We start from the raw sequence: 26,040 nt of genomic DNA, 5'->3' as shown, positions 1-26,040 counted from the left end.
TACCCAAGTGTTCTTACACATAGTGTGCTCTATAGGCCACTTGGGTATATAATAGAGTAATTAACAAGCCAATCCTAAAGTGAGTAATCATGAAGTTTGTAGATGAAGTAGAAATTCGCGCAGAAGCTGGTGACGGTGGCAGTGGTATCGTGTCTTTCCGTCGTGAAAAGTATGTCCCTGACGGTGGCCCAGATGGCGGCGATGGCGGCGATGGTGGCAGTGTTTATCTACAAGCAGATGAAAACTTAAATACCTTAATCGATTATCAGTTTGAGCGCTTTCATCGTGCTGAACGTGGTACTAATGGGCAAAGCCGTAATTGTACCGGTAAAAAAGGTGAAGACCTATACATTAAAGTACCTGTAGGAACACGTGTAACAGACGTTGATACTCAGGAATCTTTAGGTGATTTAACACAAGATGGTCAACGTTTAGTCGTGGCTAAAGGTGGTTTTCATGGCTTAGGAAACGCACGTTTTAAATCAAGTACTAACCGTGCGCCACGTCAAAAGACATTAGGCACACCAGGTGAAGTGCGTATGCTTAAGCTTGAGCTAATGCTACTTGCTGATGTAGGCTTACTTGGCTTGCCAAATGCAGGTAAATCAACCTTTATTCGCAGTGTATCTGCTGCAAAACCAAAAGTAGCTGATTACCCGTTTACGACGCTAATACCAAACTTAGGTGTAGTACGTCCAGATGCGAATAAGTCATTTGTTATTGCAGATATTCCAGGTCTAATTGAAGGTGCCTCAGATGGCGCAGGCTTAGGTATTCGATTCTTAAAACATCTAGAGCGTTGCCGTGTATTATTGCACATTATCGACATCATGCCTGTTGATGGTTCTAGTCCTGTTGATAATGCGTTTGCCATTATTAATGAGTTACATCAATATAGTCCTAAACTTGCAGAGAAGCCGCGATGGTTGGTGTTTAATAAGATTGACTTACTTCCAGAAGATGAAGCACAAGCATTGTGTGAACAAATTGCAGAAGAGCTAGGTGAAGAAACAAATATTTACCGTATCTCAGCTGTTAATAAGCAAAATACACAAGCACTTTGTCACGATATCATGGCGTTACTTGATAGTATGCCTAAAGAGAAGTTTGTACCAATCGAAGATGAAGAAGTTGAATTTAAGTGGGATACCTACCATAAAGATGCAACTAAAAATAGCGATGATGATGATTGGGAAGACTGGGACGAAGATGACTATGATGTTGAAGTTGTCTACGAGCGTTAGTAGCGTATAGATTTTAAAAAGGAGCTGATGCTCCTTTTTTCTTGTTTAGTTATAAAGTATTAGGTGATTACTGTGAAGATTTCAATGATTGCAGCCATGGCGAACAATCGTATTATTGGCCAAGATAATAAAATGCCTTGGCATTTACCTGCTGATTTACAGCATTTTAAACGTGTAACTATGAGTAAGCCAGTGATCATGGGTCGTAAAACATTTGAGTCGATCGGTCGTCCATTGCCAGGTAGAAAAAATATTATTATTAGTCGTAATGCTCAATACAGTGCGCAAGGGGTTGAGGTAGTAACATCACCTGAAGAGGCGCTGTTGCTGGTTAAAGACTGCGAAGAAGTGATGATTATTGGTGGTGGAAATATCTATCAGCAGTTTTTATTACAAGCAAGCACACTGTATTTAACTTTTATAAATCTTGATGTTACAGGAGATACTCAGTTTCCTGACTATGAAAAAGTTGCTAATTGGCAGGTGGTTGAAGAACAAATTAATAACCCCGATGATAAAAATTTACATCAGTATAAATTCGTAACCTTGGATAAAGTTGAGTAACATTATTGCGCTTAAACTTATAGATTGGTATAATAATAACCAATAAGCATAGGTAAAAAGTATTACGCAAGGGTGTCCAATGGTTAAATTATCAACATTACTAGTTGTTACTGCTGTTATTTCTGGTTCGGTGGCTTTTAGCGCTCCGGTTAAAGCTGATGATCAATTAGCTGTGTCAATTTGTGAGTATATCGCGGCAGACGATAAAAACCGTCTTCGCAGTAAGTTGAAAAGCTCACGAGTAAAGATTCGTAATATTTACGATGCGGTTTTATGCAATGGTAATAACTTATTACGCCATGCAATTGCTAGTAATGCAGTTGATGCGGGTGAGTATGTAGTTAAAAATCTATCTAAAAGCTCATTATCAGATGGTGCTGATATAGCTTGGGCTGAATCAAATGGCCATGGCGGTTCTGCACTTATTCCAGTAATTAAAGATCGCGCTGGTTTATAAGTTAAAAAGCTAAAATAAATCATAAAAAACCGCACTTGTTGCGGTTTTTGTTTTTAGTATTAAAAGATAATAACTATCTTCAATTTAGTTTCTTTGAAGTAAAGTCACGCTAATATTTTTCGCCAACTCGCCAACTCGCCAACTCGCCAACTCGCCAACTCGCCAACTCGTGCCTTTGATCAAAAATAGGCAAACTCGCTAATTTAACTTTAGATGTATAGCCGTCCATTGACATTCGCCCTTAAAATAATCACAATAGCGACCTATTTTCAAGGTGCTTACTAAATACTAAGGTATAGGTTTCAAGGTATTGAAATTTTTAGTGAGATAATCGGGAAGTTGGTGCGTAGACATGAAGACTACAACCCCAACACTGCCCCCGCAACGGTAATGTGTTTATAAGCACAGAGTCCGGAGACCGGCCTTGATACAAATTTACTATTGCTTGTGCGGTGGGCACGAGTCAGGGGATATCATGCTAAAAAAATCTACTCTAGGCGTAGCAATCGCTGCTGCGTTATCTTTTTCTGTGTCTGCAGAGCAACCAATTGAACGCATTACAGTTACCGCAAATAAATTTGAGCAATCAATTGACGATGTACTTGCCAGCGTAGCTGTTATCGAACGCAGTGATATTGAAATAAGTAATGTACGAGACTTACCTAGCCTACTTGAAACACAAGTGGGCTTTCAAATTAACTCTAATGGCGGGTTTGGCCAAAGTTCAGGTGTCTCTCTTCGCGGTTCAAGCTCGCGTCATACACTTATATTAGTTGATGGTATTCGTACTGGATCTGCCACTCTAGGCTACAAATCAATTAGTAATATTCCTCTAAATTCAATTGAAAGAATAGAAATAGTTAAAGGCTCTAGAGCAGCGGTGTATGGCTCCGATGCACTTGCAGGTGTAATCAATATTATTACCCGACAAGCTCAGGACTTAACGCTAGATGCAACATTTGGTTCTGATGCGTATCAAAGTTATCAGGTTGCAGGAACAACTGTTGTAGATAAAGTTACAGCTTCCTTCAATGCTGGTTTTGAAAAAACAGATGGCTTTGATGTATTACAAGGCGTAGCACCGGATGACGATGGCTATGAAAATAAAAATATAGGCTTTAACATTCAATATGCCGATGAATTGTTGGGGGAGCTAACAACGAAGGGGCAATATAGTGAGGGCTATGCTCAATATGATAGTGCGTTTTCGCCAGTTGATAGCACCGTTGAAAATAATGAGTTTGAAAATTACCAGTTAGGCCTTGGCTGGAAAAAATCCTTTGGGCAACAAACTCACTCAATTGATATCGCAATAGCGAATGATGGCTCTGATAACTCTCGTGTAGACTATACCGGTGCAACGGTGATAGATGCGTTTGAAACTAAACGTGAACAAATAGATTATAATGGCTTGTATGCTATTAATGATGAGTTTGATGTTTCAGGTGGTCTTAACTGGTACGAAGATGATATATCAGAAACTTCTGGTGATTACAGTAAAGATAATCGTGAAGTATTTGCAGGCTTTGTGGGTGCCTACTACGATAATGAGAGAGTACTCGCTAATTTTGCCTTACGTTATGATGATGATCAGTATTTTGGAAATGAAACAACTTATACTGCGGCTGCAGGTTATCGTTTACATGAAAATGCTACCTTTAGAATGAGTCAAAGCACTGGTTTTAAAGCACCAACTTTCAATGACTTATATTACCCCAACTCGGGTAACCCTGATTTAGTTCCGGAAACTTCAGTTAATCAGGAGTTAGGTTTGAAACTTGATTTTACACAAGCCAAAGTTGATATATCTATCTTTAGAAATGATGTTGAAAATCTTATAGCATGGGCTCCAAATGCTGCGGGAGATTGGCAACCTGCAAATATTAATGAAGCTCGTCATGAAGGGGTGGAGTTTAGTTTTGCTAATACAGTTCTTGGTTTTGATAATCAATTTAATTTTACTTATTTAGATGCTGAGAATAAAGAAACAGGTGCTGCTCAAACGTATGTTTCGCCACGTACAGTAAATTGGTTTGTTGCGAAACAGTGGGGTGATTTCGACGCGGGTTTTAATATGCAATACCGTAGTGATCGTCAAGGTAAGGTAACAAAGCTTAGCTCTTATACTTTATGGAACTTAACTGCAAACTACCAATTCAACCAATCATTGTCGTTTTCTCTACGAGTTGAAAATCTATTTGATAAGCAGTATGACGCTGTTGATTCAAGTATGGATTATACGACAGGCGAAGTGTTCTACTATAATACGGCTGATCGACGCTTCTTTGCAGGTGCAAGTTATCAGTTCTAAGTACATTTACTGAATTGAGCTTTGGTTAATTGCAGCCCCTAAATAAAAAAGCCCGTTATGGATTAATCCATAACGGGCTTTTTTATTTAATAATTTAGTCTTTTAAAAACTGTTTATAGTCTTTTTCAAAACGTTGTAACTTGGGGGCAATTAAAATGCTGCAATAACCTTGTTCTGGGTTTTGCTCATAGTAGTCTTGATGATATTGCTCAGCTGGGTAGAAAGTGGTTGCAGGGCTTACCTCAGTGACTATTTTTTCGCGTATTTGGTTTTGTAGTTGAGCAATGTAATCAGCTGTTTGGGTATGCTGCTCATCATTGTGGAAATACACTACGCTGCGGTATTGCGTGCCAATATCGTTACCTTGGCGGTTTAATTGCGTTGCGTCATGCAGGGTGAAAAACATAGCTAATAAGCTCTCATAGCTTATTTCAGAGCTATCAAATTCAATATTTACCACTTCAGCGTGACCTGTCAGGCCTGTACATATCTGTTGGTAGGTTGGAGCATCAGTTTCGCCCCCTGTGTAGCCGGAGCTTACATTGGTAACACCTTTTACACGCCTAAATGCAGCATCAATACACCAAAAACAACCGCCGCCAAATGTCGCTGTTTCAATTGTTTTGCTCATTCTTTACTCCATAAAACGTTAAATTGCGAATATGCTCTAGCCTATCAGAAGAACGAGTAAGGTGGTTTTTTTATTGCATGAAAACAAAGAGAAGCGCTGATATATGATTATATCAGCGCTGAATATCGCTTAAAGCTCTTCTTTGAGTGGTTTGTCTGCTTCTTGTTGGTTAAGTTTTTGCTGTAAAAACTCAGGTGATTGCGTATTACGAGCTAATGCATAATATGCTGCTGGCACAACAAATAATGTCAGTATTGTAGCGACGATAACCCCAGTAAATACAACCACACCAATTACCATACGGCTCTCAGCGCCGGGGCCTGATGCAAGTACCAATGGCACAGCGCTCATTACAGTGGTGAGTGATGTCATGATAATAGGCCGCAGGCGCTGGCTTGCAGCTTGTATAATTGCTTCACTAAATTCGACACCTTTATCACGAAGTTGATTAGTAAATTCAACAATTAAAATACCATTTTTAGCACTTAAACCAATAAGCATTACAATGCCAATTTGACTGTAAATATTAAGCGTAAGGCCTGCCGCCCATAAGCCAAACATGGCACCCATGAGTCCTAGCGGTACAGTAAGCATAATAACAAAAGGATGTACAAAGCTTTCAAATTGAGCTGCTAACACTAAAAAGGTCACCGTCAGTGCTAAAATAAACACATAGGTCATGGCTGATGCGCCTTCGTAAAACAACTGTGATTCACCTTTATAATCTACTGCGCCATCAATATCATTTTCTTCGGCTGCGACTTTATTTAAAAGTTAAGCGCTTGTTCTAGTGTATAACCATCGGCAAGGTTTGCACTCAGTGTAATGGCGCGCATACGGTTATAGCGATTCAAACGTGATGCTGTGGCTTCTTCTTTTAGGCTAATTAAGCTATCTAAAGGGACTAATTCGCCACTACGTGACTTTAGGTAAATGTTTGAAATATCGGTTGGATCTGTAAAGTCAGATTTAGTTCCTTTTAATATTACGTCGTACTCTTCACCACGGTCGATAAAGGTGGTAACACGACGTTGTCCAAGCATTGTTTCAAGAGTGCGGCCAACATCCGATACAGATACACCTAAATCGGCAGCTTTATTCTTATCAATACTAATTAAGAATTGTGGAAACGTTTCTTTGTAATCATGATCAATGCGTACCAGCCCTGGATTTTTCTCAGCGCGTTCAATAATACGATCGCGCCAATCAGCTAGTTGATCGTAGTCGTTGCCTTGTAGAACAAATTCAATGGGCCGAGAAGAGCCTCCACCGCCAATACCGCGTCGCATAATAGCAAAGGCACGTACATCGGTTACTTCGGTCATTTTACCGCTGATTTCATCCATTACTTCCCAGGTTGAACGTTTACGCTCATCCCAATCAGCCATGCCAACAATTGCAACACCGCCGCTGCCGCCCCAACCCGGAACACGAATTAATACCCGGCTAAGCTCTCCCGATTCAGAGTAGGGCATTAAGCGCTCTTCGATCTTCGCCATGTTTTCGGCGTTATTTTCATAGCTTGCGCCTTCAGGAGGGCTCATCATTATAAAGAATGTACCACGGTCTTCTTTAGGGGTTAGCTCTGATGGTATTTGCTGGAACAATAAGTAACTGGCAAAACCAGCAAGTAATAAAGTTAAAGTCAGGCCGCCTGAACGGGTCATATTTGAGCGCAGCGAGTTTTGATAACCTTGCTCAATTTTACTGAATAAACGGTCCATCCCTTGGTTAAACTTACTTGGTTTATCTGAGTGTTTTAGTACTTTTGAGCACAAGGCTGGGGAGAGAGTTAAAGCCGTAATACTTGAGAAAAATACCGCAGCGCTAACTGCCATCGCAAACTCAGTAAATAATGCACCAATACGACCATCCATAAAGACTAAAGGTACAAATACCGAAATTAATACCAAGGTGGTCGCAATAATTGCAAAACCAACTTCACGGGCTCCGCGATAAGCGGCAAGTAAGGCAGGTTCACCTAATTCGATACGACGGTGAATGTTTTCTAACATTACAATGGCATCATCGACCACTAAACCAATAGCTAAAACGAGCGCCAACAGCGTTAATAAGTTAATTGAATAACCCATTGCGAGTAAGAACATAAAGCTACCTACTAATGCGACCGGTACGGTTACTGCCGGGATCAAGGTAGCACGAATATTTCCTAAGAATAAAAAGATAATTAATACCACTAAGGCCATTGAAATAGCTAAGGTACTGTAAACTTCGTTTATGGATTCTTTAATAAATATCGATGAGTCATAACTATCTTGAATAGTGGTGCCTTCAGGCAAGTTACGTTTGATTTTTTCAAGCTCTGCACGAGCATTATCAACAACCGTCAGTGTATTCGCTTTTGCTTGTTTTACAATACCAAGCCCTACCATGTTGCGACCGTTACCACGGAACAAGCTTTCATCGTCAGCTGCTTCAAGGCGGACATCAGCGACTTCCCCAAGGCGAACTAAATAGCCATCGTCGCCGCGTTTGATTACCAGATTTTGAAAATCACGTTGTTCTTTATAACTACGAGCAGTACGTACCGTAAAGTCACGGTCAATAGATTCAATTTCACCAGCTGGTAGCTCAACATTTTCTGTACGTAGGGTATTTTCAATATCGCTTGAGGTAATACCGCGCGCAGCCATTGCTTGGCGGTTAAGCCAAATTTTCATTGCATATTTACGTTCACCACCTACCCGCACATTGGAGACACCATCAACTACCGCTAAGCGGTCGACAATGAAACGTTGTGCGTAATCAGATAGTTGCAGTGAGTCCATGGTATCGCTGTTGAGTAAAAACCAGGCTATTGGGCTTTCATCGCTGTTTGATTTAGATACTTCCGGTGGTCGAACTTGTTCGGGCAAGCTATCCAGTGCACGAGCAACACGTTCACGTACATCGTTTGAGGCAGCATCAATATCACGGCTAATATTAAACTCAATGGTAATATTAGAGCGGCCATTCCTACTTGATGAGTTTATACTCTTTATGCCTTCAATCCCCGAAATTCGATTTTCTAATACTTGGGTTATTTTGGTTTCGATAATCTCAGCTGAAGCACCTGTGTAGTCAGTGCTTACACTCACTATAGGGGATTCAATATCAGGGTATTCGCGCAGAGGTAACATCGAAAAAGCCACTAAACCAAACGTTAGTAGCAGTAAGTTTATTACAATTGCAAAAACGGGACGTTTAACACTAGTATCAGTAATTTTCACAGGTTACCCCTTCACTGTTACTTTACTGCCTGAACGAATTTTAATAATTCCTTCAGTCACAACTTGTTGACCATTGCTGATCCCTTGATCTATTGCTACCCAGCCGTTATGACGACCTGCAACATGCACTTCAACCTTTGTTGCTACACCATCTTCAATTTGGAAAACATAGTGTTTATCTTGTTGCGGAATAACTGCTTTTTCAGGCACCATCATCGCTTGATTAGAGCTAAGTTGTAGCGCGGTGTTTAATAACATACCTGGGCGTAAAAGGCCTGATTTGTTAGAAAAGCTAGCCGTTACCTCAACACTGCGAGTAACCGCATCTATTCGTGCGCTAACATGAGTTACTTTGCCGGTAAATGTCTTCTCTGGGTAGGCATCGTTTTGTGTCATGACCTTCATACCTACATTTAACTGCGCTAGGTATTTCTCAGGGACTTTAAAGTCAACTTTGATAATACTTATATCATCTAAACTGGTAATGATTGTGCTATTACTAACATAAGCACCGATGGATATTTGACGTTTACCTAAAATACCTGAAAAAGGTGCTTTGATAGTCATTTCAGCTAATTTGGTTTTAGCATTTTCTAGCTGCGCTTGTGTTGCATCAACACGAGAAAGTTGTTCTTCTAATAATGATTTTGCGGTTGCTTGAGAGCGTGATAACTCAGTTAAACGTTCTAGTTGACGTTTTTCTTCACGTAAATTAATTGCCAGCTCTTCAACGGTTAGTTGTTCTTGTTGAGATTGTAGTTGTACTAGCTTTTGACCCTTACTCACTAAGTCGCCATCATTAAAGAAAATGTCAGTCACATAGTCACTTTGCGCGCTTTTGATATATATAGCTTGATTAGCTCGAGCACTCCCGATAGCCTCAATCAAAACAGCATTTTCTTCACTTGCAACAGTATGTGCTGTTACCTGTGTAGCAGTAGGAGTGTAGCCTAATTGCTCGCCTTGGCTATTAGGTAAATAAAGATAAACACATAACCCTAAGAGTAGGGTAATAATAAACGGAAATAGCGCCTTGCCTGATTGCTTTGAATACATCTGAGTTATACCGGAAGATTAATTAGCTATAGTGTACAAAATAACCTCGTGAAAAAGTTGTCGCGTATCTCATAAATATGTCAGTTTGGCGTAAATATAGGTTAATTTGTTACTTGTCCCTGTTTTGTAAAGAGAAATGTATGCTATGAAATTTAAAACTGGCTGTCCGCATTGCATGAAAATTCGCAAATTAATAATATGGGCTATAATTATGTTTGTTTTGTATATGGTATTTTATCGTCATGGTTGAACAGTCAAACTTACTTTTAAAACTCAGAGCGCAAGGTGCTTCACACGGCATTGAAACTCTACTTGTAGGGGCGTTTGGTGTTGTCTTTATTATGTTATTTAACCAGTTGCGGCCTGGAGCAATTAGTATTATCGAGATATTTTTAGTTAGTTTATGTTTAGCCGCTGTATTTGTCGGCTTTTTAAAGACGCAAGAACCATTTTATAGTTTAATTATTTCTGAACAACTACTTACTTACCATCACAAGTATGGTTTTTGGTCTCTCAATAGAGAAAATGTGCACCATAGTGGCATTCCTAAAGTTGAGCACGGAGTTGAGTACCTTGAGTTAAATGCCGTCGGTATTACACTTAATGACCGTGATGAGTTTTTAATGCATATTTCACCAAGGCTTGCGGGTAAATTATTGATAGAACAGCGACACTTATTTATGCAGGTTGTTCAAAAACATTGCAAAAATGGTAATTGCCCATCAGAATGGTTGGTAGAAGATAGTTTTTATACCTCTTTGAATGGTCACAACTTTAATGGACTAATTGCAATGTTCGCAAATAGAATGCGGCATTTGCAGCAATTAACAGGGTATGACTTGCTGTTACCTGCGAGTGTATTAGATCGAAGTATTTGGGACTTTAGTCATAACCTTAATAGGTGGCGACAAAATCCCAAGCAGTTTATTCAATCTCAATTAAAGGGCTAAAAACGCCTAAGTAGACGTTAGTAGGATAAAGCGATGAGTCAAGAAAGATCATTTATAAAAAGTGGGAGAAATACGATTATCCACAAAGAAAAAAAGCTCGATTTAGTGATCGTAAACTCTGAAACTCACCCTAAGATTAAAGTAACACAACATGGTTTAGAGCCATTTAAAGAAGACTTGCCAAAAAACCGTCGAGAGGCAAAAGAACGATACCTAGAAATGGTTTATATAGGTTCAGTAGATGTATTTGGTGAAGAAAAACGTTTGCTGTTTATCCAGGCCTTAGATGGCCGCGAATATAAAATAGACTACAGTAAAGTAGGCACTAAACTTTTGTACGTATCCATCAAGATAGTTACCTTTAACACGACTTAAACAATTGGCACTGTTGTTGCTTACTATCTAGCTTAAGAATGTAGCGTTAAGTATTTGTGCTGCAAAATTTTTTAATGTAGATGAGGAAGCAGTGCATGAGAGTGCTTTTCGTTATATTACCGATTATTTCTTTGCTAAGTGCGTGTGGTGGTTCAGGGGGCGGTAATGATAACCCTGAAGTTGCCACTTCAGTAAATGCTGGAGTTGATCAACAAGTTATTGAAAAAATTGAATTTACAGTTACGGCATTAGGCTCGCCAGCCGATGGTACATTTACCTGGCAGCGAGTTAGTGGTCCGAGTATTGATGGTCTACCCGCTGACGGCGCTGAACAAACACTGACTGCTCCAGATATTAAAGCTGATACTGAACTTGTATTACGTGTTGACTACCAGACCATTGACGGCACTTTAGTTAGTGATGATGTGATAATCTCAATAGCGTCAAATAATCAACTACCTGAAGCGATAGTAACACAGACAGCACCCACGGAGTTACCATCAGATTATAACGATACCATCACGCTCAGTGGCCAAACATCCATAGACCCTGATGAAAACGGGGCAATCAATAGCTACAACTGGTTACAGATCTCTGGGCCATCAATGGTCATAGATAGCGATAGTAATGATACTATTAGCTTTACTCACCCCTTACTCGATGTAAACACCACTTTAGTTTGGCAGCTAACCGTTGTCGATGATGAAGGTGGTGAAGACAGCACACAATATACACATATTCTTAATAAAACGGATGAAGTTGTCATTGCAAATGCTGGCGCTGATCAAACCGTTATTGAAGTGGAACAGGTTACCCTTGATGCGACCTCAAGTGAAACAGTCACTGATACCTTCTCATGTTATTGGCAACAATTGACTGGTAATGCAACCTTAGCTAATCAACGGCAATGCATTGTTTCTTTCACTGCACCAAATACTGACGCAATTAATACGTTAACTTTTGAAGTTACTGTGACTGATAGCAAAGGACGTACTGATACTGACTCTGTGAATGTTACTGTCGAGTCTAAACCGCTTGGGTTGATTAATGACTCGGGTATGGGTAAGTGTTACAACCATACGCAAGAAGTTGCTTGTACTAGCCCTGATTTCCCACGTCAAGATGCGGCGGTTGGCCGTGATAGTGTGGTTACTACACATATAGATAAAGTAGGGGCAGGTGAACATGCCTTCGATTTTACTAAACTTAATGAATTTGCTGATGAGTTGCCTGACACTGAATCTGACTTTAGCTGTGTACGCGATAATGTCACAGGCTTAATTTGGGAAGTGAAAGCGCAAAAATACAGGGACGGTGCCAAATACTCAGTTAAGAGAAGGGCAAAATCATTATACTTGGTATTTAAACGATAATAACGGCGTACAAACAGGGAGTAGCTTAGGGGCTGCTAATAGCACTTGTCCAAGTACATCTAATTGCGGTTTGCAAGCTTATGTTGATGCCGTAAATGGACTTGATTATTGCGGTGGTACTAATTGGCGAGTGCCAACTTATACAGAATTAATGACATTATTAGATTATGGTAAACAAGGGCAATCATTACTGTTAGATGATGACTATTTCCCTAATACACCCAGCCAAAATACCTTTACTCAGGCGCCTTACCTACCTTATTGGACATCGCAAACCGCAGCTGATGGTACGAGTTTGTCGCAGGCTTATATTATAGACATGAGTAATGGTAACGATTTAGCTTATCCAAAAAGTAAAACTGCATTTGTACGATTAGTGAGAACAGCGGGGGCACGCAATGAAAGCTTTATTAGTACTAACGCTATTATTTACACCTTCAATCTTGGCAGCTAAGACCTGTTATGATTCGATTAGCGAAACTACACCAAGTACCCGTTTTACGCTAAATACTGATGGTACAGTCAGCGATAGTGTTACGGGATTGATGTGGCAAACTTGTAGTTACGGACAAAGCTTTGATGCTGATACCACTAGCTGCACAAACAGCGCAATTAAAACGACTTGGCAAGAAGCGCTTAGAGCATCAGTTAATGACCGCACAGGTAATTATGATGATTGGCAAGTGCCAAATATTAAAGAGCTGGCGAGTATTTTAGAGCATAAATGTGTAACGCCAAGTATTAATGAAGACGTTTTTATTGGTAGTAAAAACGACAACTATTGGACGAATACATCAGACGTAACGGATCCAAGTTTTGCTTGGGTATATACTTTCGATAGAGGCCTTAACAGTTTGCATGCTAAAGCCTCAAATGTTTACTTGCGTTTTGTCCGTTATGAAGAATAGTTAGCTAGCATTTAAGTTAGCTAAAATAGTCTTTGAAAATTTCTAACCGCGCATTTTCTAGCGCGGTTTTTATCTGTGCGCCTTTGATACCTTGGGCAATAAATTGCTGTGGGTTGATCGTTTTGGCTGCATCGGTCGCTTTTATTAACTTTTTCTTATTATTAAAAAACGCCACAATTGGCAACCTCTAAGGCTAAAAGCAATCCTGTGAATCGCTCTGGGCGGCGCCACAAATCAAGTTGATTACAACAAGTAAGTAATTGCTCTGCGCTGATTCTTTTACTCGTTAAAGTTGCTTGATGGGCATTGAGTTGTAATGAGAGATCGCGTACATCATTGGGTAAGCGAATCGTTTCGCTAGTGGCTTTTATGTCATCGGCAGTTAACGAGCTGGTGGCTTGTGCAAACAAGAGTGACTTATCCGTTATTTCTTGGCTTTGTGCATATGCATATCGGTTTTTTTAATTGTTGGTATAGTTCATTGTTCCAGTTATTTGCTAGGGCAGGGCTAATTGCGTTGAGGGCCCCCAGTTGTGCGAGAACATTTAAAAACTCAGCAAACGCACCATCATCGAGTGATTTTTCACATTCAAGCCAAATACGCTCAGCGGTCAACGTATTTAGTTCGCCACGGTTAACCATTTGAGTTAATAATAACTGAGTTTCATCGGCAATGGTAAAGCCTAAATAGTGGTAGCGTGCTGCAAATCGCGCAACACGTAAGATACGTAGCGGGTCTTCACTAAAAGCTTCGGAGACATGACGCAAAATACGATTATCTAAATCTTGCTTGCCACCGTAAGGGTCAACTAAGCTGCCGTCATCGGCTTTAGCTATGGCATTAACAGTTAAGTCGCGACGGCGCAAGTCATCTTCTAGGGTTACATCGGCAGAAAATTCACAGACAAATCCTGTATACCCTTGGCCCTGTTTACGTTCCGTGCGGGCAAGGGCATATTCCTCTTTGCTTTTTGGGTGCAGAAATACTGGAAAGTCTTTTCCAACTTGTTGATAGCCTTGTTTAAGTAACTGCTCTGGCGTTGCCCCTACCACCACGTAGTCACGCTCTTTAACAATTCGCCCAAGAAGTTCATCTCGAACCGCGCCACCGACCAAATAAATTTGCATAACTTACTCTGAATATTAACTGTGCAAACTATTTTACGTTATTTCACTAATAAAACGCTAACAAGGTTTTCACTTAGTGCATTTTTTTGCCATTATAGGCGCTGATTTACTCAGCAAGGAAATTCAGGGTGTATTTAAGCTATTTTGGCTTGTCGGAAAAACCATTTTCAATCGCGCCAAACCCACAGTATTTATTTTTAAGCGAACGCCACAAAGAGGCTTTGGCTCATTTAACCTATGGTTTAGGTGAGGCGGGTGGATTTGTGTTGTTAACTGGTGAAGTGGGCACAGGAAAAACTACCCTTACCCGTAGCTTGCAAGAACAACTGCCAGAAAATACTCAAGTGGCTTTGATCCATAACCCAGCTTTGTCTCAGTTAGAGTTATTGGCCAGTATTTGTGATGAATTTGCCATTGACTACGATGATCAAAATGCCACTTTAAAAACCTTAACGGATGCGATCAAAAAACACTTAGAAGCAAATCACCAAGCGGGCGGTCATACAATTTTGTTGATTGATGAAGCGCAGTTGTTATCACCTGATGTACTGGAGCAGCTCAGACTCCTTACCAATATAGAAACAGATCATAAAAAGCTACTACAAATAGTGTTAGTAGGCCAGCCTGAATTGCAAGCGTTGCTCAAGCGCAATGAATTGCGTCAGTTGGCACAGCGGATCACTGCGCGTTATCACTTGTTACCGCTAACTGAGGGACAAACTATTGCCTATATTAAACACCGTTTATATGTAGCTGGTTGTGAACGGGCTTTGTTTTCAGCTGATGCAATTAAAACAGTGTATGTTGCGACCCAAGGTATTCCTAGGTTGGTTAATTTATTATGTGAGCGTTGTTTGATGGGCGCGTTTTCAAAGCAGCTCATGGTTATAGACAGTGATATTGTCATGCGTTCCGCCGAGGAGGCGTTACCACCCAGTGCAATTAAAAGTGAGTTAAAGAGCGAACAAAGCTCTATTAATTGGTTATTACCTTTAGGTTTTCTTGCTGTGCTTGGTTTGGGTATTGGCTTGTCGTTTATTTTTTAGAAATGGTAAATTATGTCGTATTTATTAGATGCATTAAAACAATCTGAACACCATGATGAAGCATCAGCTTACGATCAAAGTGCTCAGCAACTTAAACAACAACAAGAATTAAAACGATATCGTTTTATTGCTATGTCATTAGGTATAGTTCTCGCTTTAGCACTGACGCTAATAGGAGGGTTTGCGCTTGGGAAGTGGTTACAATCTGAAAAGAACTCAGTTGATAACATTAAAGCACAAGTCAGTGTTGAAGCTCAAGGTGACACTTCAGTTATAAAAGAGCCAAGTGTAGATGTTATTGATGAGCCAACAGATAATAGCACCGTTGAACAGGCTGCATCCAGTGCGCAAGGGCTGCAAGTTAATCAGCCAGCTCAACAAATGATGGTGCCCTCGAGCAACCCTAACCAAACTCAACAATATCAATGGGTACAAGTGCCTGTGAATTCCGTTCCAGCCTATCCACAAAGCCAGCCGATGCTAATACAAACGCCAAATGGTTACCAACAAGTATACAATGTCCCCCCTGTGTCGCAGTACCAAGTGATGGCGAGTCAACAACCACAATTTGCTCAGCCAACTGGAATTAATACCAATTCAAGTAATGTCGATTTAAGTAAGTACAAGGTGTTAGGTAAGCCTATTAGTGAGCCTAATACAGTAACTAAACCTACAACAGTAACAGATGATGAGTTAAATGCAGTACCAAGTGAACTTAAAAATGCCTTTGCTCGAGCTATACAAGACACTGAGCAAACACAGACACATCAAGTGACTCAAGGTACTAAAAATTCATCTTATGCTCAGCCGATAGAGCTGTTACCAGACGGGTTGTTGGCTATTTTGCCTAACATCAAATACCAAGCACATATTTACTCTTCTTCGGTAGAAAAACGCTGGATAAAGCTAAATAATCGTGAGTTGTATGAAGGCGATAGTTTTGGCGACTTTGAAGTGTTAGAAATTACGCCAGAACAAAGTGTGCTTAGTTTTGATGGTTATGAATTTAGTTTAAAAGCCCTGCAAGATTGGCCTGAGTAATAATTATTAGGTGTGGTTTTATTATTTTATGCTTAATAGTAAATAATTATAATAATTACAGTTATTAATTTTATAAAAAAGGGCGCTTAAAAGCGCCCTTAAATAGTTAGTCGTTAACTTTACTCGTCGTCTTCAACCAAGGTCATCAGTGATGTATTACCACCTGAGGCCGTAGTATCAATACTTATAGTCTTCTCAGTTACTAAGCGCTTAATAAGCGTATCGTAGTACTCAGAGCTTATTACTGGCAAGATTGCGCCTTTGCGCTGTGCTAGCTGTTGGCTAAAGTAACCTAGACGCGACGAACGCGCAGCAACTAAAGCGCCGGCTAAATGAGGGTGGGCTAAAAGAGCTTGTAACTGGTTCGGTTTAGCTACTTGGAATACACCTTCTGCAACGCCTGTAGAGATAAATTTATCTTTAAACGCCACTGCTTCGTCATAAAATAATTCTGACGCTACAGTGATCACGGTATTACCCGCTGCAAGAGCCGTAATGATTGAGATAGCCCAAAAGTTAAATGATGTGCTCTTATCGGCATAACATACCACGCAACCACGTGCTTCGAGGTGCAAGGTATTTGATTCACCCGTTGGCCCTGGCAGTGTCGTAAATTTACGCATGTGCTTTTCTAGACGGTTAAGCTGAGCTCGCGCATCGGCAAGTGTTAACGCTAAATCGTCGGCAAGCTCGTCGATAATATCAACGGTAGCAACTTTTGCGAGTAACTGACGTACAGCCGAAACACGGTCATTTAGTGGGGTTGCGCGCCAAATTTTTTCATCGCGTAGTGAGTTTGCCATTAACTTATCAACTTGTTCGTTTGCACCTGAGTAGTGGTGTAAATCAAGCTCGTCTGGAGTTAGGTTTGTCATTTGCACGTTATCTGGTGATGCTTTTTCTTTCACTAAACGTTGTAAGTAGTTAGGCCCACCGGCTTTTGGACCAGTACCTGATAACCCACGACCACCGAACGGTTGCACACCAACAATTGCACCAATCATGTTACGGTTAACGTAGACGTTACCTGCACGCGACATCTTAGCTAGGTACTCACAACGCTCTTCAATGCGAGAGTGAATGCCCATGGTTAAGCCAAAGCCAGTCCCATTAATTTGATCAATAACACTGTCAAGCTCAGTCCCTTTAAAGCGAATAATATGCACACATGGGCCAAATACTTCACGTTTAAGTACTGATAAGTCTTTGATTTCGTATAAACGAGGTGCAAAGAAATAAGCGCCATTTTCACTGTTATCAGGAATGTCACATTGATAATGCAGTGTCGCGTTACCTTTTAAGTATTCAACATGGTCGTTTAAGCTTTTCAGTGCTTTTTCGTCTATTACCGGACCAATATCAGTCGAAAGCAAAGAAGGATCGCCTACGTGCAACTCTTTAAGTGCACCTTTGATCATCTCTATCACGCCATCAGCAATGTCTTCTTGTAAAAATAATACTCGAAGTGCTGAACAACGTTGACCGGCACTTTGAAAGCCTGAACTAATGACATCATCAACCACTTGCTCTGGAAGTGCAGTTGAATCAACGATCATACAGTTTTGGCCACCGGTTTCTGCGATTAGCGGTACTTGAATATCGTTACGTGCAGCTAATGTTTGTGAAATGATAGTGCCTGTTTCTGTCGAACCTGTGAACATAACTGCTTGAATACGCTCATCAGGTACGATTGTTTTACCGACTTCACTACCGCGGGCAATAACTGGTTGCACAACATATTCAGGAAGACCAACAGAGAGCATTAGCTCAATGGTGCGAAGCGCAATATAGCTTGTTTGTTCAGCAGGTTTTGCGATTACTGTGTTACCGGTCACGATGGCCGCAGCGACTTGACCTAAGAAAATCGCAAGCGGGAAGTTCCATGGGCTGATACATAAGATCACACCACGCGCTTCAAAGCGTTCATCTTCGCTAAGCTCCTCTGCACGGGCTGCGTAGTAACGGCAAAAATCAACGGCTTCACGCACTTCGTCAATACCGTCTTGAGCAATTTTACCCGCTTCTTTAATACAAATAGCTACTAGCTCATCGTGGTGACGTTCTAAAATATCCGCAATACGACGTAATAAGTTAGCACGCTCTTTAACTGGTGTTTGCGACCAAGATTCAAACGCAGTTTCGGCGTTTTCAAGTAAAGTGAGCATTTCATCGCTGTTTTGCAGTTTTACATGACCAATGACTTCTTTGTGATTGGCTGGATTTTTAACCGCAAGTGCACCTTCAGGTACATCACTTTCGTTTATACGGTGTTCTTCAAACCACGAATCTAGGTTTTCTTTAAATGGCGTAATAACGTTAATGTCTGTTAAATCCATGCCTTTTGAGTTAGCACGTTCTGCGCCATATAAATCAATTGGCATTTTGATTTGAGTATTGTACTTATTACGTAAACCTTGCAGTGTTTCAACGGGATCTGGCAGTAATGCTTCTACTGGCTGAGTTGTATCAACAATAGCGTTTACAAATGATGAGTTAGCGCCATTTTCAAGTAAACGACGTACTAAGTAGGCAAGTAAGTCTTCGTGTTGACCAACAGGTGCATAAACACGGCATTGAATTTTTTCTTGCGTTACGATTTGGTCAAATAAAGATTCACCCATACCGTGTAAACGTTGGAATTCAAATCCATCGTGATCGCCTTTAGCAACTTCTAAAATAGTCGCTGCTGTATAGGCGTTATGTGTGGCAAATTGTGGGTAAAGCACGTCACGGGCTTCAAGCATTTTAATTGCACATGCTTTATAGGAAACGTCAGTCGTTGCTTTACGGGTAAATACTGGGTAGTGGTCTAAACCATCTTGTTGAGTGGTTTTGATTTCTGTGTCCCAATATGCACCTTTTACTAAACGTACCATTAACTTGCGACCAACACGGGTAGCAAGATCAGTTAGCCATTCAATAACAAAAATCGCACGCTTTTGATAAGCCTGTACTGCTAAGCCAAAGCCATTCCAACCTGCTAGGTCTTCATCGCTAAATACCGCTTCAATAACATCGAGTGAAATATCTAAACGATCAGCTTCTTCAGCATCAACGGTAAAGCCGATATCATAACTTTTAGCAACAAGCGCCAGCTCTTTAAGCTTAGGCACAATCTCTTCCATTACACGTTCTTTATGAGTGAACTCATAGCGAGGGTGAATTGCAGAGAGTTTTACAGAAATACCTGGACTCTTAATTGGGCCACGGCCATTTGCTGCTTTACCAATCGAGTGAATCGCATTTAAATAACTTTGATAATAACGCTCAGCATCTTTCATAGTGCGTGCGCCTTCACCTAGCATATCGTATGAATACACATAGCCTTTACGCTCGGTTTCTGCTGCACGTTCAATCGCTTCGTCAATGGTACGGCCCATAACGAATTGCTTACCCATGATCTTCATCGCAAAGTTCACAGACTTACGAATTACTGGCTCACCTAAACGGCCAATGGTTTTTTTCAACACGCCAAATTGCTGTTCTTTGGTTTTGTCTGTGTAGTTAACCATTTTACCGGTAACCAGAAGACCCCAAGACGATGCATTAACAAATAAAGAGTCGCTGCTGCCTAAATGTGAGCTCCAGTCGCCTTTTGCTAACTTGTCGCGGATAAGGGTATCTTGAGTTGCTTTATCTGGCACACGAAGCAAGGCTTCTGCCAAACACATTAGTACCACACCTTCTTCACTCGAAAGTGAAAATTCATTTAAAAGTGCATCAACACCGCTTTGACCATCTTGATCTTTACGAATATTGTGAACTATTTGACGCGCACGTTCCCATGCACGACTACGGGCTTTAACGCCTACTTCGGCAAGGGGTAAAATATGATCAATTACTGCATTTTCGTCAATGCGGTAAAAGTCACGGATTTTTTTGTCGAATTGGACACGTTGTAGTCAAATCGCCGTTGAATAACATAAGTAACCTCAAAAGTGTGGAGTCTTGCAGCTAAAAAAGTTTGCTGCTCGATTATCATGTTGTTTAATGCGTGCATTCTAATTAAATTCCAGCAGAATATGCTGGTTAAATTTCCCGATTTACGATAATTTACAGGGCATACCTTAAACTTATCCGCATAAAATTCTGTTATGACAAGTCCCAATAGATTACGCCTGCTTGATCGTATCGATTTAGCAATTTTAGACGTTCTGCAAAAAAACGGCAGAATTTCTAATGTTAACCTCGCAAAGCAGGTTAACTTAAGCCCTAGCCCGTGCTTAGACCGTGTCAAACGACTTGAGCAAGAAGGCTATATAGAAGGTTATTTTGCAAAGCTTAGCGAAGCAAAACTTAATCAGAGCTTATTAGCGCACGTACAGGTGTCATTAGTAACATCGAATACGGCTGTATTTAAAGTGTTCCGTGAACATATCTTAAAAATAGATCAGGTTGTTGAATGCGACATGGTCGCTGGTGGCTATGATTATCTTTTAAAAATACGGGTGTCTGATATGGACGAATACCGTCAGGTATTGGGTGATTTAGTCGATATTCCTGGAGTAGGAACCCACCATACCTATATGGTGATTGAAAAGATAAAACAAGATAAAGGCTTGAGGTTGGATTAACCTTTTGTAATGAGTTTATAAATAAAAAAGCACCCGAGGGTGCTTTTTTAGTATCAAATATATGTAGCTATCGCTTATGCCCAACCGTCGTAACGTTTACGACGAGATAATACAATAGTTAAGATAATCCCTAAGAACAAACCAATAAATGCAATTGCGCCACCATAGGTAAGTAATTGACGCTTCTCTTTTGCACCCGCTTGTTGTTTTTGCGTACGTTCAGCATTTAAGGTGCTTTTAAGTTTAGTTATTTGCTCAGACAGCACGGTATTTTGGTCTGTCAGTGTTTGATTTTGCTCTTGTAGTTGTGGCAATTCAATTTGTGCTTGGCGAAGTTGTTCTTGCATTGATGCCATTTCTTCACTCAAAGTACGGTACTGTTGATGAATTCCTGCTGCTTTTGACACAAACTTAGCTTCAACCCAGCCTTCACGCTCTTTATCATCAATAACTTTGATAAAGCCATTTTCTTCTGCTGATAATTGCGTCAACTTTGTACCTGCATCAACTGAGCCAATAATTCGGTAGTTTTTACTCGAACCCGAATGCATAAACGTATATAGGTTATCAACAATATAAGCCGTATTGTCGTCGCTTGCTGCATTGGCTTCTTCAGCGTGGCTTACAAAAGCAACCGCACTTAGTAATAAAGCTAATAAATAATGTTTTAACATCAATCTACCCTGTTAATGTAACCGTGATTGTTACGGCAATTTATTCGTATAAGTATAGAGATAGTATGGATTTAGCACGCCAATAGCAAGGCTGATATTGTAATCGCTTTACATTGGAGAAGGGGAAATCTCACTAAAAAATTTGCATTACAGCTGTGCTTTGTTTATTTTGAGCTCTTATTTATTTTAAAGGTAATCCTCAAGCCTAATGGATACTGAGATAGAACTGAAGTTTTTGGTGTCAGATGCCGTTGTTCCACTGATCCCCGCGTTAATTACTCAATTTGCAAAAACCGTTACAAATAAGCCTTCTCGAAGTTTGCAAAATGCATACTACGATACGCCAAGTCGTGAGCTTAGAGCGCTTGATATTGGTTTTAGAACGCGTTGTTCTGATAGCCAATGTGAGCAAACAATTAAGCTTGCAGGTGAAGTGATGGGGGGCTACATCAACGCCCTGAATATAACTTACCACTTGAGAGCAATCGTCCAGACATTAGCGCTTTTGATAGCAGTATCTGGCCTCATGGTATGCAAGTGAGCGCAATTGCAGCAAACTTATATCCTATTTTCAGTACTAACTTTATTCGCCGTACTTGGTTAATCGAAACCGACAGCGGTGCAAAAATTGAAGTGGTTTTAGACAAAGGAGAAATTTCAGCATCTGGGCAAATGGAACCAATCTGTGAACTTGAAATTGAGTTGGTGGAAGGCAGCCGCGATGAACTCTTTGCCTTAGCTGACAAATTAGTGGCACAAAATAATATCCGCTTAGGTTTATATTCAAAGGCCGCAAGGGGCTACCGTTTAGCGGATGAAAAACCGCTAAAGCCGAGTAAATCTATAGGCTTTGTATCATTGCCTAAAAAGCCAACGCAAGAACAAGCATTAATAGCAGCGATTGGCTTTGGCATTCGTTTTGTGCAAAAGCATGAACAATGTTATTTCAATAAACCAAGTTTAAAAACACTTAAGCGTGTAACAGATGGTATTAGCTTAATTCGCCATACATTTTGGTTGTTTGATGACATCGTTGATAAAAGCACCACTGAATCTTTGCGGGTGGAGTTAAAATGGTTGTTAAGCGAGCTTGCTTGGGTAGAAAACGCTATTCAGTTAAAAACGTATACTTCAAAACGCCACGCTTACTATAAAAAAATAAACAGTGCACCTGAGCTAACTCAAGTCATAAATGACTTAAAAGAGTTACAGCCGAGTATTGATGATATTAATAAACTGTTTCATACCGCACGCTATAACCGACTATTATTAGCTTTAACCACTTGGCTTGTTAATAAGCAATGGCGTAAGAGCTGGAGCCAAGCAGAATATCAAGCTGCTGAGCAACCTGTGGCTGATATTGCAAGCCGATTATTTAATAAAGATTGGCAAGACTTACATCAATTACTACCAGAGCAACAAGCTATTAGCTCTAAAGAGTACTTAAATCTTAGGGCACGTTTAGAAAACAGCCTGCTGAGTGGTAATTGTTTAGGTGCGTTGTACGATAAAGAAGAGCGCAGCGAATTTCGTATTCCTTGGTTAGACATTTCTCATGGGATTTATGAGTTAAGTACGCTGGAATACTTAAAGCAGTTATGTGCGGGACAAGACGACGAAGAGCTTGCAAAAATTCAGCGCTGGCTTGAGAAAAAGTCAGAGTTTTTAGTCGCAGCGATGGAGCAAAGCCGTCAAGCGTCCTTTAAAATTCAGCCTTATTGGCAATAAGCGTTTGTAATAAGCAACGCAAAGGAATGTGAATGCTAACTAAATTACTGTTATTTATTACTGCTTTTTATTGTTTAACTGCGCCAGCTCAGGAAAAACAATGGCAGCTATGGAAGCAGCAAGATGGCGCTAGTATTTCCTATAAAAAGCATGAAAACGGCATATTAGAAGTGCGTGGAAGCATCACAGTACATGGCAGTAGTGCTGATGATTTTATGGCGCTATTGAGTGACACGCAGCAAGCTCCGTTATGGATAGAAAATGTCACCTTTGTTGAAGTGCTGTCTCGGCTCAGTAGTTCAGAAACAATAGTATATACGCAGCTTGATTCGCCGTGGCCGGTTACAGATCGAGATATGGTAAGTTATTCTTGCTATCAACGATTGAGCCCCTCTCAAACACAGTTAATAATTACAGCTTATCCTGATTATAAAGCAGAGGTTAACTCAGTAATTAGAATAAAGGATTTAAAAGCCCGTTGGTTATTAGATGAAAAAAATACCGAACAAGGTCGCAGTTTAACCCTTACCCATGACGTTTATGCAGATCCGGGTGGGGCAATCCCGCATTGGATAAGCAATAAAGTTGGTTTAAAAAGCGCTTTAAAAACCTTACTTAGGTTACGTCAAAAGCTCAATACGAAAGAATACACTCCTGCGCTACAGATAAGTCAAGCAGGAGATTGTGCTTAAGGTATTTTGCATTGAGTTCGGGTTATATTGAATTAATAATAAGCTTTTTATTGTTGATGATTAATAAACCGGTAAAATCGACCTTTATCGTTGTTATTCGATTCTGAACAACTTTTGAAAGTTAAGTTTAGATTACGCAAATTTAAGATATAAAAAAATGAATAAACCAGAAATAAACTTAATTAATAAGCCCAACGGCATTGGTCTTGGGCGTATTATTAAAGCAACTAAATGCTCTATTAAAGGCTTTAAAGCAGCGTTTAAAGAAGAGTCAGCTTTTCGAACCGAATTGGCGTTAGGGATTGTGTTATTGCCATTATCATTTTGGTTCGCGCAATCACCACAACATTGGGTAATACTGATTGTTAGCTTTTTATTTTTATTAGTTGTTGAGCTACTTAACTCAGCCATTGAAGCGTTAACCGATAGAGTTGGGGTTGAGTACCACGTACTATCTGGTCGAGCGAAAGACATTGCTTCTGCGGCGGTTAGTTTAGCGTTACTGATATTGATGATCGTTTGGGGGGTCGCTGGGTATGAAAAAGTACTTACATTGATAGGTTAGGAAGTTAGGTAAAACGGCTACGGGCTTCGAATAGATCTTAGCACCGAGTCACTTCTAGCTATTATTTTATAATGACTTCTCTAAAGCGCAGCGCCTCTCAAGCTCTTTGTGAATAAATTACTTAAAGCACATAATCAGCAGACATAAAAAAAGCGCCAAACGGCGCTTTTTTTACATTCACACAAAGGCTGGAATTAAAGGCCAGCAGCGGCGCGAAGTGCGTCAGCTTTATCTGTGCGTTCCCATGGGAATTCATCGCGACCAAAGTGACCATAAGCCGCAGTTGGTTGATAAATAGGACGCTCAAGATCAAGCATTTGAATTAAGCCGTAAGGACGTAAGTCAAAATGTTCACGAATAAGTTCGATTAAACGTGATTCTTCAAGCTTACTTGTACCAAACGTTTCAACACTGATTGACGTAGGCTCTGCAACACCAATAGCGTAAGACACTTGTAGCTCACACTTATCAGCAAGACCAGCCGCTACTACGTTCTTAGCAACGTAACGTGCAGCGTATGCAGCTGAACGGTCAACTTTTGATGGATCTTTACCAGAGAATGCACCACCACCATGGCGTGCCATGCCGCCATAAGTATCAACGATGATTTTACGGCCAGTTAAACCACAGTCACCCATAGGTCCACCAATTACAAAACGGCCCGTTGGGTTGATAAAGAACTTAGTTGCGCTAGTAATTAACTCAGCAGGAAGTACCGGCTTGATAATAGTTTCCATCACCGCTTCTACTAAATCTTTTTGTGAAATGTCTTCACTGTGCTGAGTAGAGAGTACCACAGCATCAATGCCTACTGGCTTGCCGTTTTCGTATGCAAACGTAACCTGTGATTTTGCATCTGGACGTAACCAGTTTAGCTCGCCGCTTTTACGTACTTGCGCTTGGCGCTGTACTAAACGGTGAGAATAAGTGATTGGTGCAGGCATTAGCACTTCAGTTTCGTTACATGCGTAACCAAACATTAGGCCTTGGTCGCCAGCGCCTTGCTCTTCTGGGCTAGTACGGTCAACACCTTGGTTGATGTCAGGTGATTGCTTACCAATCGTGTTTAAAATTGCACATGAGTCTGCATCAAACCCCATGTCTGAATGCGTGTAGCCAATTTCACGCACTGTTTTACGGGTGATCTCTTCAATATCAACCCATGCGCTAGTAGTGATTTCACCACCAACCATCACCATACCGGTTTTTACGTAAGTTTCGCACGCAACACGGGCATGAGAGTCTTGCTCTAGGATAGCATCAAGTACCGCATCAGAGATTTGATCGGCGATTTTATCCGGATGACCTTCAGAAACAGATTCAGAAGTAAATAAATGTTTTGCCATTGTATTTCTGCTCACAAATATTGCGCTTCACAAACGTCGGTATTAGCGCTAAAAAATTAAGGGGCGTATTTTATCTAAAACAAGGTTACTTGCATAGTTTTTTTACGCCTAGACGTCTAAATAAAATTACTAATAACATTTTGTTCT

General features: G+C 40.5%; 17 protein-coding genes, 6 pseudogenes and 1 riboswitch. Of the genes and pseudogenes, 14 read left to right on the top strand and 9 right to left on the bottom strand.

Annotated features, from left to right (window positions below):
- Nucleotides 1-89: 89 nt before the first annotated feature.
- From cgtA to ACU8V8_RS13530, 4 genes are all read left to right on the top strand, one after another.
- Nucleotides 90-1,244 (top strand): Obg family GTPase CgtA, encoded by a 1,155-nt coding sequence (cgtA, locus tag ACU8V8_RS13545; RefSeq protein WP_087531065.1) that lies wholly within the window; start codon nt 90-92, stop codon nt 1,242-1,244.
- 72 nt (nt 1,245-1,316) lie between these two features.
- On the top strand, nt 1,317-1,808 hold the full coding sequence (gene folA / locus ACU8V8_RS13540) for a type 3 dihydrofolate reductase (RefSeq protein ID WP_446887860.1): 492 nt from the start codon (nt 1,317-1,319) through the stop codon (nt 1,806-1,808).
- 79 nt (nt 1,809-1,887) lie between these two features.
- Nucleotides 1,888-2,265 carry a DUF3718 domain-containing protein gene (locus tag ACU8V8_RS13535; RefSeq protein ID WP_087531063.1) on the top strand — a complete coding sequence of 126 codons (378 nt, stop codon included), beginning with the start codon at nt 1,888-1,890 and terminating at the stop codon, nt 2,263-2,265.
- A 288-nt stretch (nt 2,266-2,553) separates the two neighbouring features.
- A riboswitch (cobalamin riboswitch) is annotated at nt 2,554-2,706 on the top strand.
- Nucleotides 2,707-2,740: 34 nt separating this feature from the next.
- The gene (locus ACU8V8_RS13530; RefSeq protein ID WP_446887859.1) at nt 2,741-4,576 is read left to right on the top strand and encodes a TonB-dependent receptor domain-containing protein; all 1,836 of its coding nucleotides are present in this window, start codon (nt 2,741-2,743) and stop codon (nt 4,574-4,576) included.
- A 94-nt stretch (nt 4,577-4,670) separates the two neighbouring features.
- On the opposite strand, the gene msrA is transcribed toward ACU8V8_RS13530, so the two are convergent.
- From msrA to ACU8V8_RS13515, 3 genes and pseudogenes are all read right to left on the bottom strand, one after another.
- Nucleotides 4,671-5,207 carry a peptide-methionine (S)-S-oxide reductase MsrA gene (msrA, locus tag ACU8V8_RS13525; protein ID WP_446887858.1) on the bottom strand — a complete coding sequence of 179 codons (537 nt, stop codon included), beginning with the start codon at nt 5,205-5,207 and terminating at the stop codon, nt 4,671-4,673.
- A 129-nt stretch (nt 5,208-5,336) separates the two neighbouring features.
- Nucleotides 5,337-8,437 (bottom strand): annotated as a pseudogene (locus ACU8V8_RS13520) (efflux RND transporter permease subunit).
- A 3-nt stretch (nt 8,438-8,440) separates the two neighbouring features.
- Nucleotides 8,441-9,493 (bottom strand): efflux RND transporter periplasmic adaptor subunit, encoded by a 1,053-nt coding sequence (locus ACU8V8_RS13515; RefSeq protein ID WP_087531059.1) that lies wholly within the window; start codon nt 9,491-9,493, stop codon nt 8,441-8,443.
- Nucleotides 9,494-9,735: 242 nt separating this feature from the next.
- Here ACU8V8_RS13515 and ACU8V8_RS13510 point away from each other — a divergent pair, with 242 nt between their 5' ends.
- From ACU8V8_RS13510 to ACU8V8_RS13495, 4 genes and pseudogenes are all read left to right on the top strand, one after another.
- Nucleotides 9,736-10,443 (top strand): DUF2982 domain-containing protein, encoded by a 708-nt coding sequence (locus ACU8V8_RS13510; protein WP_446887857.1) that lies wholly within the window; start codon nt 9,736-9,738, stop codon nt 10,441-10,443.
- A gap of 33 nt (nt 10,444-10,476) precedes the next feature.
- Nucleotides 10,477-10,808, top strand: a pseudogene (locus ACU8V8_RS13505) (hypothetical protein).
- Nucleotides 10,809-10,913: 105 nt separating this feature from the next.
- Nucleotides 10,914-12,645: pseudogene (locus tag ACU8V8_RS13500) on the top strand (PKD domain-containing protein).
- Nucleotides 12,590-13,099, top strand: a complete 510-nt coding sequence (locus tag ACU8V8_RS13495) for an Lcl C-terminal domain-containing protein (protein ID WP_446887856.1) — start codon at nt 12,590-12,592, stop codon at nt 13,097-13,099. Before ACU8V8_RS13500 ends, ACU8V8_RS13495 begins: the two are co-directional and overlap by 56 nt.
- A gap of 16 nt (nt 13,100-13,115) precedes the next feature.
- Here ACU8V8_RS13495 and ACU8V8_RS13490 read toward each other — a convergent pair whose 3' ends face one another.
- The 3 genes and pseudogenes from ACU8V8_RS13490 to ACU8V8_RS13480 all read right to left on the bottom strand — a co-directional run.
- Nucleotides 13,116-13,274 (bottom strand): hypothetical protein, encoded by a 159-nt coding sequence (locus ACU8V8_RS13490; RefSeq protein WP_446887855.1) that lies wholly within the window; start codon nt 13,272-13,274, stop codon nt 13,116-13,118.
- Nucleotides 13,261-13,509, bottom strand: coding sequence for a hypothetical protein (locus ACU8V8_RS13485; protein WP_446887854.1), 249 nt, complete (start codon nt 13,507-13,509; stop codon nt 13,261-13,263). The genes ACU8V8_RS13490 and ACU8V8_RS13485 overlap by 14 nt, the downstream gene beginning before the upstream one ends.
- A gap of 88 nt (nt 13,510-13,597) precedes the next feature.
- A pseudogene (locus ACU8V8_RS13480) lies at nt 13,598-14,227 on the bottom strand (tRNA nucleotidyltransferase); the annotation flags it as partial.
- Between the two features lie 128 nt (nt 14,228-14,355).
- Here ACU8V8_RS13480 and ACU8V8_RS13475 point away from each other — a divergent pair.
- Nucleotides 14,356-15,273 (top strand): ExeA family protein, encoded by a 918-nt coding sequence (locus ACU8V8_RS13475; RefSeq protein ID WP_446887853.1) that lies wholly within the window; start codon nt 14,356-14,358, stop codon nt 15,271-15,273.
- A gap of 12 nt (nt 15,274-15,285) precedes the next feature.
- Nucleotides 15,286-16,314: a general secretion pathway protein GspB gene (locus tag ACU8V8_RS13470; RefSeq protein ID WP_446887852.1), complete on the top strand. Its 1,029-nt coding sequence runs from the start codon at nt 15,286-15,288 to the stop codon at nt 16,312-16,314.
- A 119-nt stretch (nt 16,315-16,433) separates the two neighbouring features.
- On the opposite strand, the pseudogene putA reads toward ACU8V8_RS13470, so the two are convergent.
- Nucleotides 16,434-20,238: pseudogene (gene putA / locus ACU8V8_RS13465) on the bottom strand (bifunctional proline dehydrogenase/L-glutamate gamma-semialdehyde dehydrogenase PutA).
- A gap of 170 nt (nt 20,239-20,408) precedes the next feature.
- Here putA and ACU8V8_RS13460 point away from each other — a divergent pair.
- Complete coding sequence (locus tag ACU8V8_RS13460; RefSeq protein WP_087531044.1) at nt 20,409-20,888, top strand: winged helix-turn-helix transcriptional regulator; 480 nt, start codon at nt 20,409-20,411, stop codon at nt 20,886-20,888.
- Nucleotides 20,889-20,962: 74 nt separating this feature from the next.
- On the opposite strand, the gene ACU8V8_RS13455 is transcribed toward ACU8V8_RS13460, so the two are convergent.
- Nucleotides 20,963-21,562: a TIGR04211 family SH3 domain-containing protein gene (locus ACU8V8_RS13455; protein WP_446887851.1), complete on the bottom strand. Its 600-nt coding sequence runs from the start codon at nt 21,560-21,562 to the stop codon at nt 20,963-20,965.
- A 208-nt stretch (nt 21,563-21,770) separates the two neighbouring features.
- Here ACU8V8_RS13455 and ACU8V8_RS13450 point away from each other — a divergent pair.
- The 3 genes and pseudogenes from ACU8V8_RS13450 to ACU8V8_RS13440 all read left to right on the top strand — a co-directional run bounded on the left by ACU8V8_RS13450 (nt 21,771) and on the right by ACU8V8_RS13440 (nt 24,547).
- Nucleotides 21,771-23,290: pseudogene (locus tag ACU8V8_RS13450) on the top strand (CYTH and CHAD domain-containing protein).
- Between the two features lie 32 nt (nt 23,291-23,322).
- Complete coding sequence (locus tag ACU8V8_RS13445; RefSeq protein WP_446887850.1) at nt 23,323-23,982, top strand: START domain-containing protein; 660 nt, start codon at nt 23,323-23,325, stop codon at nt 23,980-23,982.
- 157 nt (nt 23,983-24,139) lie between these two features.
- On the top strand, nt 24,140-24,547 hold the full coding sequence (locus ACU8V8_RS13440) for a diacylglycerol kinase (protein WP_446887849.1): 408 nt from the start codon (nt 24,140-24,142) through the stop codon (nt 24,545-24,547).
- 194 nt (nt 24,548-24,741) lie between these two features.
- Here ACU8V8_RS13440 and metK read toward each other — a convergent pair whose 3' ends face one another.
- Nucleotides 24,742-25,893 carry a methionine adenosyltransferase gene (metK, locus tag ACU8V8_RS13435; protein WP_087531040.1) on the bottom strand — a complete coding sequence of 384 codons (1,152 nt, stop codon included), beginning with the start codon at nt 25,891-25,893 and terminating at the stop codon, nt 24,742-24,744.
- Nucleotides 25,894-26,040: the final 147 nt, after the last annotated feature.

Source organism: Pseudoalteromonas sp. SaAl2 (assembly GCF_052947895.1).
Note: the sequence above shows the minus strand (reverse complement) of the source record. Positions and strands in the feature narration are given on the sequence as shown.

Excerpts from the sequence above, each read along its gene's own strand:
- ACU8V8_RS13470 (WP_446887852.1), top strand. The coding sequence starts at position 15,286 with ATGTCGTATTTATTAGATGCATTAAAACAATCTGAACACCATGATGAA.
- metK (WP_087531040.1), bottom strand. The coding sequence starts at position 25,893 with ATGGCAAAACATTTATTTACTTCTGAATCTGTTTCTGAAGGTCATCCG.
- ACU8V8_RS13495 (WP_446887856.1), top strand. The coding sequence starts at position 12,590 with ATGAAAGCTTTATTAGTACTAACGCTATTATTTACACCTTCAATCTTG.
- ACU8V8_RS13530 (WP_446887859.1), top strand. The coding sequence starts at position 2,741 with ATGCTAAAAAAATCTACTCTAGGCGTAGCAATCGCTGCTGCGTTATCT.
- ACU8V8_RS13440 (WP_446887849.1), top strand. The coding sequence starts at position 24,140 with ATGAATAAACCAGAAATAAACTTAATTAATAAGCCCAACGGCATTGGT.
- ACU8V8_RS13535 (WP_087531063.1), top strand. The coding sequence starts at position 1,888 with ATGGTTAAATTATCAACATTACTAGTTGTTACTGCTGTTATTTCTGGT.
- ACU8V8_RS13460 (WP_087531044.1), top strand. The coding sequence starts at position 20,409 with ATGACAAGTCCCAATAGATTACGCCTGCTTGATCGTATCGATTTAGCA.
- ACU8V8_RS13455 (WP_446887851.1), bottom strand. The coding sequence starts at position 21,562 with ATGTTAAAACATTATTTATTAGCTTTATTACTAAGTGCGGTTGCTTTT.
- ACU8V8_RS13445 (WP_446887850.1), top strand. The coding sequence starts at position 23,323 with ATGCTAACTAAATTACTGTTATTTATTACTGCTTTTTATTGTTTAACT.
- ACU8V8_RS13515 (WP_087531059.1), bottom strand. The coding sequence starts at position 9,493 with ATGTATTCAAAGCAATCAGGCAAGGCGCTATTTCCGTTTATTATTACC.
- cgtA (WP_087531065.1), top strand. The coding sequence starts at position 90 with ATGAAGTTTGTAGATGAAGTAGAAATTCGCGCAGAAGCTGGTGACGGT.
- msrA (WP_446887858.1), bottom strand. The coding sequence starts at position 5,207 with ATGAGCAAAACAATTGAAACAGCGACATTTGGCGGCGGTTGTTTTTGG.
- ACU8V8_RS13510 (WP_446887857.1), top strand. The coding sequence starts at position 9,736 with ATGGTTGAACAGTCAAACTTACTTTTAAAACTCAGAGCGCAAGGTGCT.